Origin of the sequence: Leeuwenhoekiella sp. ZYFB001 (assembly GCF_011784865.1) — a bacterium.
In the GTDB taxonomy this organism is placed as follows: Bacteria; Bacteroidota; Bacteroidia; order Flavobacteriales; family Flavobacteriaceae; genus Leeuwenhoekiella; species Leeuwenhoekiella palythoae.
In genome coordinates, this window is the sequence record NZ_CP050460.1 from 2,603,453 (window position 1) to 2,617,473 (window position 14,021).

15 protein-coding genes are annotated in these 14,021 nt (G+C 40.7%); 5 read left to right on the forward strand and 10 right to left on the reverse strand.

Translation table 11 applies throughout. From position 1 onward, the window contains the following. Positions 1-5: 5 nt before the first annotated feature. Positions 6-503, reverse strand: coding sequence for a YkgJ family cysteine cluster protein (locus HCN54_RS11165; protein ID WP_072983746.1), 498 nt, complete (start codon positions 501-503; stop codon positions 6-8). A 35-nt stretch (positions 504-538) separates the two neighbouring features. Here HCN54_RS11165 and HCN54_RS11170 point away from each other — a divergent pair, with 35 nt between their 5' ends. Together HCN54_RS11170 and HCN54_RS11175 are read left to right on the forward strand one after the other, a co-directional pair. After that, positions 539-1,270, forward strand: coding sequence for a class I SAM-dependent methyltransferase (locus tag HCN54_RS11170; RefSeq protein ID WP_167597852.1), 732 nt, complete (start codon positions 539-541; stop codon positions 1,268-1,270). Positions 1,271-1,364: 94 nt separating this feature from the next. Beyond that, complete coding sequence (locus HCN54_RS11175; RefSeq protein WP_167597853.1) at positions 1,365-2,159, forward strand: membrane metalloprotease; 795 nt, start codon at positions 1,365-1,367, stop codon at positions 2,157-2,159. 76 nt (positions 2,160-2,235) lie between these two features. On the opposite strand, the gene HCN54_RS11180 is transcribed toward HCN54_RS11175, so the two are convergent. After that, positions 2,236-3,120: a hypothetical protein gene (locus tag HCN54_RS11180; protein WP_167597854.1), complete on the reverse strand. Its 885-nt coding sequence runs from the start codon at positions 3,118-3,120 to the stop codon at positions 2,236-2,238. A gap of 229 nt (positions 3,121-3,349) precedes the next feature. Between HCN54_RS11180 and HCN54_RS11185 the strand changes: the two genes are divergently transcribed. Continuing rightward, on the forward strand, positions 3,350-3,514 hold the full coding sequence (locus HCN54_RS11185; RefSeq protein ID WP_164916934.1) for a hypothetical protein: 165 nt from the start codon (positions 3,350-3,352) through the stop codon (positions 3,512-3,514). A gap of 3 nt (positions 3,515-3,517) precedes the next feature. On the opposite strand, the gene HCN54_RS11190 is transcribed toward HCN54_RS11185, so the two are convergent. From HCN54_RS11190 to HCN54_RS11205, 4 genes are all read right to left on the reverse strand, one after another. After that, positions 3,518-4,210, reverse strand: coding sequence for an HAD family hydrolase (locus tag HCN54_RS11190; protein ID WP_167597855.1), 693 nt, complete (start codon positions 4,208-4,210; stop codon positions 3,518-3,520). Positions 4,211-4,305: 95 nt separating this feature from the next. After that, positions 4,306-5,997 carry an energy-dependent translational throttle protein EttA gene (gene ettA / locus HCN54_RS11195; RefSeq protein ID WP_167597856.1) on the reverse strand — a complete coding sequence of 564 codons (1,692 nt, stop codon included), beginning with the start codon at positions 5,995-5,997 and terminating at the stop codon, positions 4,306-4,308. 60 nt (positions 5,998-6,057) lie between these two features. After that, a complete protein-coding gene (locus HCN54_RS11200) occupies positions 6,058-6,528 on the reverse strand; it encodes a DinB family protein (RefSeq protein WP_167597857.1) in 471 nt (156 codons plus the stop codon). Beyond that, positions 6,528-6,704, reverse strand: coding sequence for a CAL67264 family membrane protein (locus HCN54_RS11205; protein WP_225599925.1), 177 nt, complete (start codon positions 6,702-6,704; stop codon positions 6,528-6,530). The genes HCN54_RS11200 and HCN54_RS11205 overlap by 1 nt, the downstream gene beginning before the upstream one ends. A 236-nt stretch (positions 6,705-6,940) precedes the next feature. Between HCN54_RS11205 and HCN54_RS11210 the strand changes: the two genes are divergently transcribed. Beyond that, positions 6,941-8,569 (forward strand): acyl-CoA carboxylase subunit beta, encoded by a 1,629-nt coding sequence (locus tag HCN54_RS11210; RefSeq protein ID WP_167597858.1) that lies wholly within the window; start codon positions 6,941-6,943, stop codon positions 8,567-8,569. A 166-nt stretch (positions 8,570-8,735) separates the two neighbouring features. Then, positions 8,736-9,911 (forward strand): MFS transporter, encoded by a 1,176-nt coding sequence (locus tag HCN54_RS11215; protein ID WP_167597859.1) that lies wholly within the window; start codon positions 8,736-8,738, stop codon positions 9,909-9,911. A gap of 37 nt (positions 9,912-9,948) precedes the next feature. On the opposite strand, the gene HCN54_RS11220 is transcribed toward HCN54_RS11215, so the two are convergent. From HCN54_RS11220 to HCN54_RS11235, 4 genes are all read right to left on the reverse strand, one after another. Further along, positions 9,949-11,271 (reverse strand): M24 family metallopeptidase, encoded by a 1,323-nt coding sequence (locus HCN54_RS11220; protein WP_167597860.1) that lies wholly within the window; start codon positions 11,269-11,271, stop codon positions 9,949-9,951. A 134-nt stretch (positions 11,272-11,405) separates the two neighbouring features. Further along, entirely contained in the window at positions 11,406-11,870 is a 465-nt protein-coding gene (locus HCN54_RS11225; RefSeq protein ID WP_128755703.1) for a hypothetical protein, read from the reverse strand. 80 nt (positions 11,871-11,950) lie between these two features. Beyond that, positions 11,951-13,027: an AMP-binding protein gene (locus HCN54_RS11230; RefSeq protein ID WP_167597861.1), complete on the reverse strand. Its 1,077-nt coding sequence runs from the start codon at positions 13,025-13,027 to the stop codon at positions 11,951-11,953. A 10-nt stretch (positions 13,028-13,037) separates the two neighbouring features. Further along, on the reverse strand, positions 13,038-14,021 hold the full coding sequence (locus tag HCN54_RS11235; protein ID WP_167597862.1) for a CPBP family intramembrane glutamic endopeptidase: 984 nt from the start codon (positions 14,019-14,021) through the stop codon (positions 13,038-13,040).

The following is a 14,021-nucleotide window of genomic DNA, read 5'->3' on the forward strand; positions in this document are numbered from 1 at the left end:
AGGAATTATTTGAGTTTAATACGTTCTTTCATTTGCTCAACAATGTTATACGCGGCCGGACAAATAGCAACATTCTTTAAAGTGATATTTGTGATTTGCTGAAATTTCTTTCGGTCTGTGTGTGGAAATTCGGCACAGGCTTTTGGGCGCACATCATAGATCATACAGTAATTATCTGCTCCCAGAAAGGTACACGGTACTTCTTGCAGCACATAATCGTTGTCTTCATCAATGCGTAAATAAGTATCTATAAATTGCGCGTCTTTCATTCTAAAATGCTTCGCGATTCGGGAAATATCTCTATCGGTAAAAAGCGGACCAGTAGTCTTACAGCAATTTGCGCAGGTGAGACAATCGGTACGCTCAAATTCCTCATCGTGCAATTCCTGCATTTGATAATCCAAATCTTTGGGCGGTTTTCGCTTCAGCTTTTTAAAATAGGCAGCAGTCTCTTTATGCTTATCTTTGGCAAGATTGGGCAGCTGCTCAATAAATTCATCCATACCGCAAAAATAAGCATTTAAAGCCCCCTTAGTTTATGGCCGAAAAAGATTCTCAAAACCCGGATATATTTGGTCAAGCACTTCTTGATTTTTATAACGAAAACTATACAGAAGACATTACGGTGATCTCCTCGCTTACCGAAGATGACGAGATACCTGTACCTTATCTTTTCCGCAGTTATGAAGAAATGCCTCTGGTTGAACAGAAAGCACTCGAGCTCGCCCAAGGAAAAACGTTAGATATTGGCGCTTGCGCCGGCAGCCATTCGCTTTATCTTCAAGATAAGGGTATTGATGTTTTGGCCTTAGACATCTCAGAAGGTGCCATAGAAGTTTGCAAAAATCGCGGTGTTAAAAATACGGTTGTTTCTGATGTATTGGATTATGATGAAAACGGTTACGACACCCTGCTGTTAATGATGAATGGTACCGGTATTTTTCAAACACTTAAAAATACCGAAGGATATTTAACCCATTTACGCAGCCTACTCAAACCGGGCGGCCAGATCCTTGTAGACTCAAGCGATATTGCTTTCATGTATGAGGAAGAAGACGGGAGTTATTGGCGTGATGCAAGCCGAGATTATTATGGCGAAGTCACTTTTAAAATTCAATACAAAGAGCAAACTTCTCCTGCGTTTGACTGGTTATACCTCGATTACAAAACCTTGAAAACCGAAGCAACAAAAGCAGGTTTTACGTGTGAAAAAATCTGTGACGGACCGCATTATGATTTTCTTGCAAGACTAATAAAAACTACTTCGTAAAAAACCACGTAAGTATTAAAAACATCATAAACCCTATACAACAAGACCTTAAGCTAAAACGTTTAGTTATTTTAGCCGCACTTAAATTTAAACAATGACTTTACACAAGATTACCCCCTACTTCACCCTACTTTTCACCTTTTTAATTTTATCGTGTTCCAGTGGAAGCGATAGCGACAACACCCCTGCTGATCCTACACTGGCTAACAAACAAGCTTTGGGAAGTTCGGCGAGAGACTTTTTAAGCGCCGAAGAATTCACGTCAATGAATGTAGAGATCGCTTATGTAGATGGTTTTAAACCTTCAGAAACTACGCTAAGTAATTTGAGATCCTTTTTTACTGAGCGCCTAAACAAACCTAACGGTGTGACTTTTACAGAAACGGTGGTACCCGCTACGAGCGTAGGATCGCTCAACCGCGATGAATATGTTGCGATCGAAAATGATAACCGAACCGTTTTTAACGAAGGCGATGCCTTAGGCGTTTGGGTATTTTTTGCCGATCAGAATTCTGAAAGCGATGAAGGTAACAGCCGCATTTTAGGTACTGCCTATCGCAATACGTCGTGCATTATTTTTGGTACTACACTGAGAGAATTTAGTCGTGGCATTACAGGACCTAGCCTCACACAACTGGAAACCATTACTACCGAGCACGAATTTGGGCATTTATTTGGTTTAGTGAATCTAGGTACAGAAATGGTACGTGACCACGAAGATGAAACTGCAGATGACGATGGAGGCGAAACTCCAAATAAACATTGTGATCAAGAAGATTGCCTGATGTATTTTCAAACGGTTGCTGATGCGACCAGTACTGCAATGAATAATCTACCCACTTTTGGTGAGTTCTGCTTAGAAGATTTACGCGCCAATGGCGGAAAATAGATGTAAAGAAACAGTCTTAAAAAAGAAAAGCTTCGGAGGTTATCCGAAGCTTTTTTTATACTGAATGATTACAGGATTAATCTAAAACCAAGTTAGTGGTTGCGATCATTCTTCCACCGTCAAAGATGTTGATCTTGTAAAGACCTTTTGCAAATTCGCCACCTTTAGGTGCGATGTTCTCACAGATATCTAAAGCGGTTTTCTCATAGTAAAATTTAGAGATCGCACTGTATGTTACCGAAGTAACACTATCTAACGTAACGGTTTTATTTTCACCTAAAATATTGTTTTGAGGGTCTAAAACCTGAACGTACAATTGCTTATCTCCGGCATCAGCGATACGGTTTTGCGGTACGGTATAACACGCTCTGATGCGATCTACACGACGTGCATTGTCGTTTTCTACAAGCTTCCCGCTGTTTCTGACAATGACTCCCGTTCCTACCAATTTATTTGCAGCAAGACTTGCGCCAAGGGCAACTTTTTCAGCTAACTCTTCTTTTACCATCGCCAGACTGTCGCGCTTCATTTTTGACACTTCAAGTTCGTAGCTTGTACTGTCAACACGCATCGCAAGCATTTTGTTCATTCCTTTTAAGCTGTCGTTTTGCGCAAATAAAAATTCGCGTTCTTTTTTAAGCTTATACACCTCATCACGGTAGCGACGTAAAACAGAGATACTCGCATCCATCTGCTGTACAGAATCGATCAAAACTTGAATACGATCTCTTGCCTGATTGAGTTCGGTATCTTTTAGATTGTTCTCTTCAATTACCGCGTCGTACTTGGTAACCATTTGTTTAAGATCATTAAGAACCAGTTCTTTTTCTTCGGTCAGTTCGGCTTTTGTATTTTTTTCCTGATTGTACAGTTTAATAGCAAATGCACCGGCAACCACAAGAAGTACGGCTAGAATACCGGTAACGATCTTTATACCTGTGTTTTTATTTTCATTCTCCATAAATAAATAATGCTTTGATTAGATTCGGTTTTAAATATTAACGTTAAAGCTGATTCAAAAGTGTACAAAAGCGATCATAAAGACCTCTTAATTTACTGTTTTTTAACGTAAAAAACAGCAAAACCTGCATTTGAAATCGGGGTCAAACATACAAAAAAGACTAATGCAGCTCTTTTAATTTTTTATTAATACCTTATAATTAAAATCGCATATCTGTATCTTTGATTCTATGAAAGAAGAACACAAACGAGCGGCCATTTTGTTTGCAGTCTTAGCCGCTTTTGCGATCATTATCTGTTTTTTTCAACCCAGTTTTGGCAAAGGTTTACTCTTTGGTCTGGGTATCGCTGTGCTTATTTATATTCTGCGCAGTTTTCTTCCGCGCAGGCAATAACAATTACAAGAGGTCTAAAAGTTCGTAAGCACTTTTAAGCGCTTTAAATTTGGAGTGATTGATCTCATCATCTACTTGCTCGTGAGACCACGTAGTATGAAAGGGTATATGAAACGCATAACCGCCCATAGCCAGTACCGGGATCACATCAGACTTTAACGAATTACCGATCATTAAAAATTCGTGGGGCGCAATATCTAGATGCTTGACTAGCTTTTTGTATTGCGTTTCCTTTTTGTCAGAAACGATCTCCACGTGATGAAAATAATCGATCAGTCCGCTTTTAATCAACTTGCGCTCTTGATCTAGCAGATCGCCTTTAGTCGCTACTACAAGTTTATATTTCTTAGCAAGTTGCTCAAGTACCTCTTCTATATGCGGAAGCAATTCTACCGGCTCAGCGAGCATCTCTTTCCCCTTATTGAGAATAAAATCTATCGTATTGGCCTGCATTTGATCTCCCATTAATCTATGCGCCGTTTCTAGCATAGATAAGGTAAACCCTTTAATGCCGTAACCATAGGTGTCCAGGTTCTTTATTTCGGTATCTAAAAGTTTTTGAACGATCTCATCCTCATCGCCATAAGCAGATAAATGTTTGGCAAATGCCACTTCGGCATCTCTAAAAAAGGTTTCATTGACCCATAAGGTGTCATCGGCGTCAAAAGCAATGACTTTTAAATCTTTAAGACTCACACTAAATTGATTTATGATTCTGATTAAAAATACTTAAAATAAAAATCCTCACGCGAAGAATCACGTGAGGATTTTGAATACACTTAGTGCTTAGATTATCGCACCAGCTTTTTATACTTGATACGTTTAGGCATGAGATCACCGCCCAGACGTTTTTTCTTGTTTTCTTCGTAATCAGAAAAACCACCTTCAAAGAAATACACCTGGCTATCTCCTTCAAAAGCTAAAATATGCGTACAAATTCTGTCTAAGAACCAACGGTCGTGAGAGATCACTACTGCGCAACCTGCAAAATTCTCAAGACCTTCTTCAAGTGCACGCAGCGTGTTTACATCAAGGTCGTTAGTAGGCTCATCAAGTAGAAGTACATTCCCTTCTTCTTTAAGGGTCATCGCTAAGTGCAAGCGGTTGCGCTCACCACCAGACAACATACTTACTTTTTTGTTTTGCTCGCTTCCGCTAAAATTAAATCGGCTTAAATACGCTCTACTATTCACTTGGCGCCCGCCCATCATAATCAGTTCTTGCTTATCGCTGAAGTTTTCCCAAATGGTTTTCTCCGGATCAATATTACTATGCGACTGATCTACGTATGCGATCTTTGCAGTTTCTCCTACGGTAAACGCTCCTTTATCTGGCTCGGTCTCTCCCATAATCATTTTAAAAATCGTGGTTTTACCGGCACCGTTAGGACCTATAACACCTACGATTCCTGCCTGCGGAAGCACAAAATTCAAATCTTCATAAAGCAACTTTTCACCGAAGGCTTTACTCACGCCTTTAGCGTCGATCACGTTAGTACCTAAACGCGGCCCGTTAGGAATATAGATCTCTAATTTCTCATCGGTTTGTTTTTGATCCTGAGAAAGTAATTTATCATAATTGCTCAAACGTGCCTTTTGCTTGGCTTGACGCCCCTTTGGAGCCATACGCACCCATTCTAACTCCCGTTCTAATGTTTTTTGACGCTTGCTTGCCTGCTTTTGCTCTTGAGCCATACGCTTGGATTTCTGATCTAACCAAGAAGAGTAGTTTCCTTTCCACGGAATTCCCTCTCCACGGTCAAGTTCTAAAATCCAGCCGGCTACGTTATCCAAGAAGTAACGGTCGTGCGTTACAGCGATTACCGTCCCTTTATATTGCGCCAAATGATGCTCTAACCAGTGAACGCTTTCTGCGTCTAAGTGGTTGGTAGGCTCATCAAGAAGTAATACATCAGGTTCTTGAAGCAACAGTCTACAAAGGGCTACACGACGGCGCTCCCCACCAGATAGCACCCCGATCTTCTGATCAGCAGGAGGCGTACGCAACGCATCCATCGCAACCTCTAATTTATTATCTAACTCCCACGCCCCGCGTGCATCTATCTCATCCTGAAGCACCGCCTGACGGTTCATTAGTTTTTCCATTTTATCAGGATCGCTATATACTTCTTCTAAGCCAAACTGATCATTAATCTGGTTGTATTCATCTAGGATCGCAACGGTATCTGCAACTCCTTCTTTAACCACCTCAAGTACCGTTTTCTCATCATCCAATTGCGGTTCTTGTTCTAAGTATCCCACAGAAAACTCCTTATCTGAAGTTACATCGCCCTGATAGTTCTTGTCTATACCAGCAATGATTTTGAGCAAGGTAGATTTCCCCGAACCGTTAAGCCCCAGAATTCCAATTTTTGCTCCGTAGAAAAAACTCAGGTAGATATTTTTAAGTACCGGAGTATTGGCACCGGGAAAGGTTTTACTCACCCCGGTCATTGAAAATATTATTTTTTTATCGTCACTCATAGTCGTTTGTTTAAATCTAAAATTAAAAATATGCTGTTGTACCTAACGCAAAAATACGTGTTATAGTAAGCCCAATAACCTAAGAATTATAGCAAGCTGGCCTGTATGATAAGCATTATGCTCGAGGACTAACGCGAGTTCACGCACTATGGTTTGTTCCTTGCCATGCTTAGGGGTGTCCAACAGGCTCAAATCTGTTGAAGCGATAAACTCCCGCAAGGCTTCCTGATCTGTATAAAACTGCTGCTGCAATGCCTGCCATTCTTCTTTAGTAGCAGCGGTATTGCTCCCCGGCCAGTAATCTTTAGGCCAAGAAGGCGTATTATATTCTTCGGCAATGCAAAAGTCTAAAATATCTTTTTGCGCATAGACCATATGATAAAAAACTTCGTAAAAAGAATACGGCAGTCCTAACGGTCGTTTTCCTGATTTTTTAAAAGAAATTTTATCTAGCAACTCGCTAACAGGAGTAAAGGCTTCACCCCCTTTGAGATGTTTCAGAAGCTGTTCTTTTAAAAGTGCTTCTTCCATTAAACCCTTCCTTTTAATGCATTAAAAACCCAGGCGATTGCAAAAAAACCAATACCTACCGAAGCAAAACCCCAACCGGCAACTTCAGAATATTTAAAAGCGCCCATTGCAATAAGACCAAGCCCTACAACAATCATTATAAAAGTTGCCCAGCCCAATACTGTATTCTTATTCATCATAATCGTTTATTTATTCTATTTTGGGAAGTTACAGCCCAGAATGCAATACTACAACCTAAGTTTCATAAGCGTACAACGCATCACCGGGAATTCCATTAAAACGCAAATATCGCGTTTTTCACATAAGTATAACGATTTCATAAGCCCGTGATTTCGTATTTTCGTTCACACACATTAATACACTTCACGAGTATTTTTTAGCAATCTAAAAACTACTCTTACATATTATTTCAATGGATATTAAGTTCAATAAAAACGAAGACCATAACAAACTTTTAGTTTCTGATTTAAAACGCCGATTTGCTAAAGTGCAATTGGGTGGTGGCGAAAAGCGCATCGCAAAACATCATGAAAAAGGAAAATTAACAGCTCGAGAACGTATTGATTTTTTATTGGACGACGCCGAAAAAGCCATTGAGATCGCCGCTTTTGCCGGAGAAGGGATGTATGAAGAACACGGGGGCTGCCCCAGTGGTGGTGTGGTGGTCAAAATGGGCCACATCAGCGGTAAGCAATGTATTGTTGTTGCTAATGATGCTACGGTAAAGGCAGGTGCCTGGTTCCCGATCACCGGAAAAAAGAATTTACGCGCGCAAGAGATTAGTATCGAAAATAAACTGCCCATTATTTACTTGGTAGACAGTGCAGGAGTGTATTTACCAATGCAAGATGAGATTTTTCCTGATAAGGAGCATTTTGGCCGCATTTTTAGAAATAACGCGGTGATGAGTAGTATGGGCATTACGCAAATAAGTGCGGTAATGGGCAGTTGTGTCGCCGGGGGTGCCTACTTACCTATTATGAGCGATGAAGCAATGATCGTAGATAAAACGGCAAGTATTTTTCTCGCCGGAAGCTACCTTGTCAAAGCTGCCATTGGCGAAACTATTGATAATGAAACGCTGGGCGGCGCAACCACACACTGCGAGATTAGCGGTGTAACCGACTATAAAGCTACAGACGATCGGGATGCACTCACCCGAATCAAAAATATAATGGGTAAAATTGGTGATTTTGAAAAAGCCGGTTTTAACCGTATTGATGCAGCTAAACCTAAGGAAGATCCTCAAGATATCTACGGAATCCTGCCTGCCAAACGCAGCGACCAATATGATATGACCGAAATCATAAAGCGGCTGGTTGATAATTCTGAATTTGAAGAATACAAAGAAGGATATGGTCAAACGCTCATTACCGCCTATGCGCGCATTGACGGCTGGGCGGTAGGCATTGTGGCCAATCAACGTAAGATCGTAAAAACCAAAAAAGGCGAGATGCAGTTTGGCGGAGTGATATACAGCGACAGTGCAGACAAAGCCACTCGTTTTATAGCCAATTGCAATCAGAAAAAAATACCGCTGGTGTTCTTACAAGATGTTACCGGTTTTATGGTGGGAAGCAAAAGTGAGCACGGTGGCATTATTAAAGATGGAGCGAAAATGGTTAATGCCGTTAGTAATAGCGTGGTTCCTAAATTCACCATTGTAGTTGGTAACTCTTACGGTGCCGGAAATTATGCGATGTGCGGAAAAGCTTATGATCCCCGACTGATCGCTGCTTGGCCCTCGGCGGAATTGGCAGTTATGAGCGGAAATAGCGCTGCAAAAGTTTTACTTCAAATCGAGACGGCTTCCCTCAAAAAGCAGGGTAAAGAGATTACGCCCGAAGTTGAAAAAGAACTTTACGACAAAATCAAAGCACGCTACGATGAGCAGGTTTCGCCCTATTATGCAGCTTCCAGAATTTGGACTGACGCCATTATTGATCCATTAGATACGCGTAAATGGATTTCTACCGGTATTGAAGCTGCTAACCACGCTCCTATTGAAAAGAAATTCAATTTAGGAGTAATTCAAGTTTAGCAGGCAACCTCCACAAACTTAACATTCTAAAAGACACCTGTTGTATTTTGCACTTTTTTAGTGACTAAATCGGTTAAGTCAACATAGTTAAAGCCCAAATAACTATCCTATCTTTGCCAGATTGTATCCTGTCATTTGGTTTGACAGGTAATTAAAAACACTTTACATGTTTAAAAAGAGTCTGATCGCGTTAGCAATAGGTGGTTTTGGTATTGGTATGACTGAGTTTGTGATGATGGGTATTCTACCTGACGTTGCTAAAGACTTGAATATTACCATTCCGCAGGCAGGTCATTTTATTTCTGCTTACGCGCTAGGCGTAGTTATTGGCGCACCAATACTTGTGGGAATCGCAGGCAACTATTCGCCTAAAAAGATTCTTTTTTCGCTAATGATAGCCTTTACCGTTTTTAACTCATTATCTGTATTTGCTTCAAGCTACGGACTGATGCTGATCTCAAGATTACTTTCGGGCTTACCGCACGGGGCGTTTTTTGGTGTTGGTGCTGTTGTCGCCAGTAGGCTTGTTGCAAAGGAAAAAGCAGCAAGTGCCGTGGCTATGATGTTTAGCGGACTTACCGTTGCCAATATCATTGGGATTCCGCTAGGGACTTACGTAGGACATAATATTTCGTGGCGCTACACTTTTATGATCGTAGTTGTAATAGGACTGATTACGGTTTTAGCTATACGATTCTGGCTTCCGAAGATTGAAAAGTCAGAACCTATTCCTATAAAACAAGCATTGAAAATCTTTAAGCGTACAGAACTCTGGCTTATATTAGGGATTACTGCCATTGGTACCGGTGGTTTTTTTGCGTGGTACAGCTACATCACCCCACTGCTTACTGAAGTGAGTGGCTTTGACAATGATATGGTGATCTTCATTTTAATGCTTGCAGGATTAGGAATGACCTGCGGAAATGTTCTGGGAGGGAAACTCGCTGATACGTTTTCACCAATAAAAGCTACTGCCATTTTACTGAGCGCGATGACGCTTTGTCTAATAACCATTTCGCTGATCGCTCCTATTCAATGGGCGATGTTGTTGATGGTATTTGTTACCGGCGCGTTTGCGTTTTCTACTGCACCTTCCATACAAATGTTGATGATCAAATCTGCTAAAGAGTCTGAAATGCTTGCTTCTTCTGTGAATCAAGCTGCATTTAACATCGCCAATGCGGTAGGCGCTTATTTAGGAGGTTTACCTATTGCTGCAGGTTATGGCTATACGGCTCCTGAATTAGTAGGTGCTTGTCTCGCCTTTGGCGGAATATTATTATCAATTAGTGTAATGCTTCTGCGAAAAAAGCGTGCAAAATTAACCGCTCAGCAAGCCTAACATATTCTGAAGCGGTGCTCTAAAATAGAAAGATGCTTTATTTCAGCAGCAGCAAAGCTTCCTGACGTTGATTGATATACTTGAATCCGTTAGCACCCCAAAAGCCATCTTCTTCGAGCATAATGCGAATGTCTTTATCCCATTGCGGCAGCGTCACCGTGGTGTTTAATTCTATCGCATAGATCGTATTCTCATACAAGGGGTAATCACCAGATCCCGGCACACCCTCTTGTGCATCCCACATCCCAATGGTTGGCCCGGCAGAATGCCCATACAAGCCTAGTGGATGGGTGTAGATAGAAGGCTGAAGTCCGGCTTTTTTAGCTTCTTCAAGTGATTCTTTTAAAATTGCATTACCCGACTTTCCGGTTGCGAAATTACCGGTTAATATGTCTTGAAGTTGATTTCCTTTTTTAAACGCTTCCCTTAAAAATTCCGGGGCTTGAGTTTCACCATCTTTTAAGACATAAGCGTGTTGCTGACAATCTGTATTTAAGCCTAAATAGGTGATCCCAAAATCACAATGCAATAAATCTCCCGGCTGAATTACTTGGCCTTCGCTGTGATTAGTAAAGGCAGTAATATGACTTTCCAAAGGTTCGCTGTCACGTTGAAGGTCCACAGTAGGGTGAAACCAAGTCTCCAGTCCCATATCGGTAACTTTTTGTCTTAGAAACCACACCACGTCTTCGGTGGTTGTTTTTCCCGGTGTAATTACTTTTGAACTAAATGCCTCTTGAATAATATCGTGCGTGATCCCCACCAATTCTTCAAACAATTGCATTTCAAGAGCTGTACGGGTTTCGATCCAACCTACGGCAAGATCTTCAGCTGAAACAACCTTGTTCTTATAGTTTTCGGGAAGTGCATTCATAAACAGCTCATAATCTGTTTTTGAAATTCCGTCTGCAATTCCGTAGTTATCAGAGTAATTTAAGCCTATTTTTTGCGGATTGTATTTTGTAATAAGCTCCATCAACGCTTTCCATTGATCCGGCTCCTTTTCCTTATCCCACGCCGAAGTAATGTTGTCGCCAATATTATATCGCGCCACCGCCAGTTTTTCTAACTTAAAGCGCTCTTCATCCCAATAGAATACAAGCATCGTGCGTCTTCTTGCATTGAGCCACGTTGCCGGCAACATCGTACGCACTACCGGATCTTCATTATATTCTCGTGTAATGAGCACCCACATATCAATGCCGCTGCGCGACATCACATCAGGTAAAACCCGCTTAAAACGCTCAGAAAGAATTTTGTCAACGAGCACTGCCCGGTCGCGTTCCGGTAAAATCTGACTGTAAGAAAAAGGTATATTTAAGAAGAAAAGGCAAACAAGTAGGAGAAGTATTTTACGCATTATAAGAGTTTAAAATCAACTCTAAATTACGTATTAAACCCCAATAAAAAAAGGTGCTCTAGGCACCTTTTAAATTCCGTTTTGAGATTCAATTAGACTAAAAATCGGTAAATCTCAATGCTGGTTATAATGATTTAATTATCACGGTTTTTCTTTCGTTTCCGCACCGCCGAATTTGAGAAATCCATCGCTATGAGTTTTTCTACTTCTTCTTCTGTGAGGATTGATTTAAGATCTGCTTTAAATTCATTTTGCATACGCTCAAAATCTTTACGCATCGTTTCGGCATCTTTGGTTTCATCTTTTTGAAGCCCCATTACCTTATTGAAATAATCTTCTAAATATGTGCGAAGAACTTCAGTCTGAAAAGGATCGAGTTCAAATTCTGCTACATAATCAGGCAAACGCTCTTCAGCAATTTCAGCAGCAGTTGGAGGTTCCTCCGTAGGACCTTGTGGCGTTTGACTGGCTCCCATCATACTTCCCATACGACTGCGGCCATAGCCTCCATAACCACCATATCCCCTACCGTAACCGTACTGAGCATAGATAGATTGCATTGAAAATAAAGTGATTGCGATGATAAAAAGATAGCGCATAATATAAAATTTTGCCAAAGATAATAAGTTCGTTTTAAATCTGAGAATGTTCTGTGTTAAGGCATAAACACAAATTGTGCCTAAATCTCTTCGGCTGCCGTGAGGGATTTAAGCGTAGCGCCACGCTTGACCTTACCGTTATTTGTGCGAATAAATTTTGGCGTACAGTAGATACGTTTTGGCGTTTCATACTTACCTAAAACTTCAAAGTTGAGGCGAGAAGCATCAAAACTATCACACTCGATAACCAAGATCAATTTCTCACCAAGAACCGCATCTTCTTCGGCACCAATAATAAATGGAACATCTATTTGATGGGCCAGTTTTTTTTCAATCGACTCCGGATAAAGTTTAATCCCACCACTGTTGATCACGTTATCTATGCGGCCCAGCCAGTGAAACTTTTTATAGGATATAAGATCTACCAGATCGTTCGTAACGATAGGATCTGTGGCCACTCTGGGTGCTTTGATCACCAGACAACCCCGCTCGTCTTTGCTTACCGTCACCTTGCTCAGGGTTTTAAACGGCGGCTCCCCTTCTCTATTTTTCTTTGAATTTACACGACGTACCGCAATATGGGTGATCGTTTCGGTCATGCCGTAAGTCTCGTAGATCTTGGTTGGGCAATCCTGAACCAATTCTTTCAAGGTTTGTGAAAACGGACCGCCACCTACAATGAGTTTAGCCAGCAGATGCATTCTAGCAATACTATTATCAAGCTGAAAAGGTGTCATTGCCGAAAAATCATAACGCTTTAATACCTGATCTAACGGGTTGGATTTAGGCGGTACCACATCAAGTTTCCAACCTAAAATCACTGCTCGCACCAACATCATTTTACCTGCTATAAATCGAGTAGGCAAGCAATGTAAGGCAGTTGCCCCTGCTTCGAGATCAAAGCGTTTGCCGGTAGCTTTGGCACTGTTAACCATATGCTTTTTAAGCAATTTGATGCTTTTTGGCGCACCGGTAGATCCCGAAGTATTGACGAGTACGTAGTCTTTATCATTAAGCCAGTCTAGAATAAATTCTCCTAATTCTTGCTCATAAAGCTCTCCTGTTTTCTGAATTTCTTGAGCAAATTCTCGTAAGCCGGTAGCTTTTAGAGACATTCCGTTGAGTTGAAATTCGGGGTGTACAGGATATTTAGACATCACATCAAATTTAATCAGGCACTAAATTATCTTCAAGTTGTGTTTCTTTTGGTTTTTCAACAGGACCGAAGAGTTTCTCTTTCCAACCGGTCCATTTATACTTATAAGCCAAAATCCCTAAAAAGATAGGATAAATTATAAAAACGGGCAATACATCTACAATTCCGGCGGTGGGATCAGAGATGTCTTTGAAAATAGAATAGGTTTGAAAGGCTGTCCAATCAGCGGTAACTAATAACGCTGAAATTAAATTGTTTGCTGCGTGAAAGCCTAAGGCAAGTTCCATTCCTTCATCCATCAAGGTCATTATTCCAAGTAACAAACCGGTACCGAAATAAAATACCATTACAATGTCACCCATAGCACCAATTTCTGGATTAAAATAGTGTAAGCCTCCAAAAATAAAGGAAGTCATCACTAAAGGAAACCATCTGTTTTTTGCTAAAACCCCAAATCCTTGCATTAAATATCCTCTAAAAACGAACTCTTCTACGCTGGTTTGTATGGGCACAAAAAGAATAGCAACCACACATAAAATTAAAAATGGAATCAAGTCAAAGGTGACCTCAAACTCTTCCGGAGCTATATAATAGGAAAGTAAAGTTGTCCCTATTGTGTAAATGGTAATCATTATAAACGCAAACCATACCCGTCCCCAGTCAAATTTTTTACGCGTAGTGATAATATCTTTCATCTTCTGCTTATGCAGATATTTTACAGCAAGAAAAACACCTCCTAGAGCAAATACAAAAGATAATAACAATAAGAACAAGGTTAAGTTTTTATCCAATACACCCATCAGCGTAGCTTGATCAAGACTGCCCATTGCATTTCCTAATTCTTCAGGACTACCTTGATTATCCATCCATAGTTTTCCTAGAATGGCGAGAGTAAATGGTATTTGACCTATAGTTGATGCAGCAATTATAAGAACTGAACCTACAAGATATCTCCAGAACTCGTGTAATGCTTTATACGCCTGTGCTATAAACAT

Bases quoted from the DNA above. Each gene is read 5' to 3' on its own strand.
- HCN54_RS11185 (WP_164916934.1), top strand. From the start codon at position 3,350: ATGAAAGAAGAACACAAACGAGCGGCCATTTTGTTTGCAGTCTTAGCC.
- HCN54_RS11175 (WP_167597853.1), top strand. From the start codon at position 1,365: ATGACTTTACACAAGATTACCCCCTACTTCACCCTACTTTTCACCTTT.
- HCN54_RS11225 (WP_128755703.1), bottom strand. From the start codon at position 11,870: ATGCGCTATCTTTTTATCATCGCAATCACTTTATTTTCAATGCAATCT.
- HCN54_RS11220 (WP_167597860.1), bottom strand. From the start codon at position 11,271: ATGCGTAAAATACTTCTCCTACTTGTTTGCCTTTTCTTCTTAAATATA.
- HCN54_RS11215 (WP_167597859.1), top strand. From the start codon at position 8,736: ATGTTTAAAAAGAGTCTGATCGCGTTAGCAATAGGTGGTTTTGGTATT.
- HCN54_RS11205 (WP_225599925.1), bottom strand. From the start codon at position 6,704: ATGAATAAGAATACAGTATTGGGCTGGGCAACTTTTATAATGATTGTT.
- HCN54_RS11210 (WP_167597858.1), top strand. From the start codon at position 6,941: ATGGATATTAAGTTCAATAAAAACGAAGACCATAACAAACTTTTAGTT.
- HCN54_RS11170 (WP_167597852.1), top strand. From the start codon at position 539: ATGGCCGAAAAAGATTCTCAAAACCCGGATATATTTGGTCAAGCACTT.
- ettA (WP_167597856.1), bottom strand. From the start codon at position 5,997: ATGAGTGACGATAAAAAAATAATATTTTCAATGACCGGGGTGAGTAAA.
- HCN54_RS11230 (WP_167597861.1), bottom strand. From the start codon at position 13,027: ATGTCTAAATATCCTGTACACCCCGAATTTCAACTCAACGGAATGTCT.
- HCN54_RS11180 (WP_167597854.1), bottom strand. From the start codon at position 3,120: ATGGAGAATGAAAATAAAAACACAGGTATAAAGATCGTTACCGGTATT.
- HCN54_RS11235 (WP_167597862.1), bottom strand. From the start codon at position 14,021: ATGTTTATAGCACAGGCGTATAAAGCATTACACGAGTTCTGGAGATAT.
- HCN54_RS11200 (WP_167597857.1), bottom strand. From the start codon at position 6,528: ATGGAAGAAGCACTTTTAAAAGAACAGCTTCTGAAACATCTCAAAGGG.
- HCN54_RS11165 (WP_072983746.1), bottom strand. From the start codon at position 503: ATGGATGAATTTATTGAGCAGCTGCCCAATCTTGCCAAAGATAAGCAT.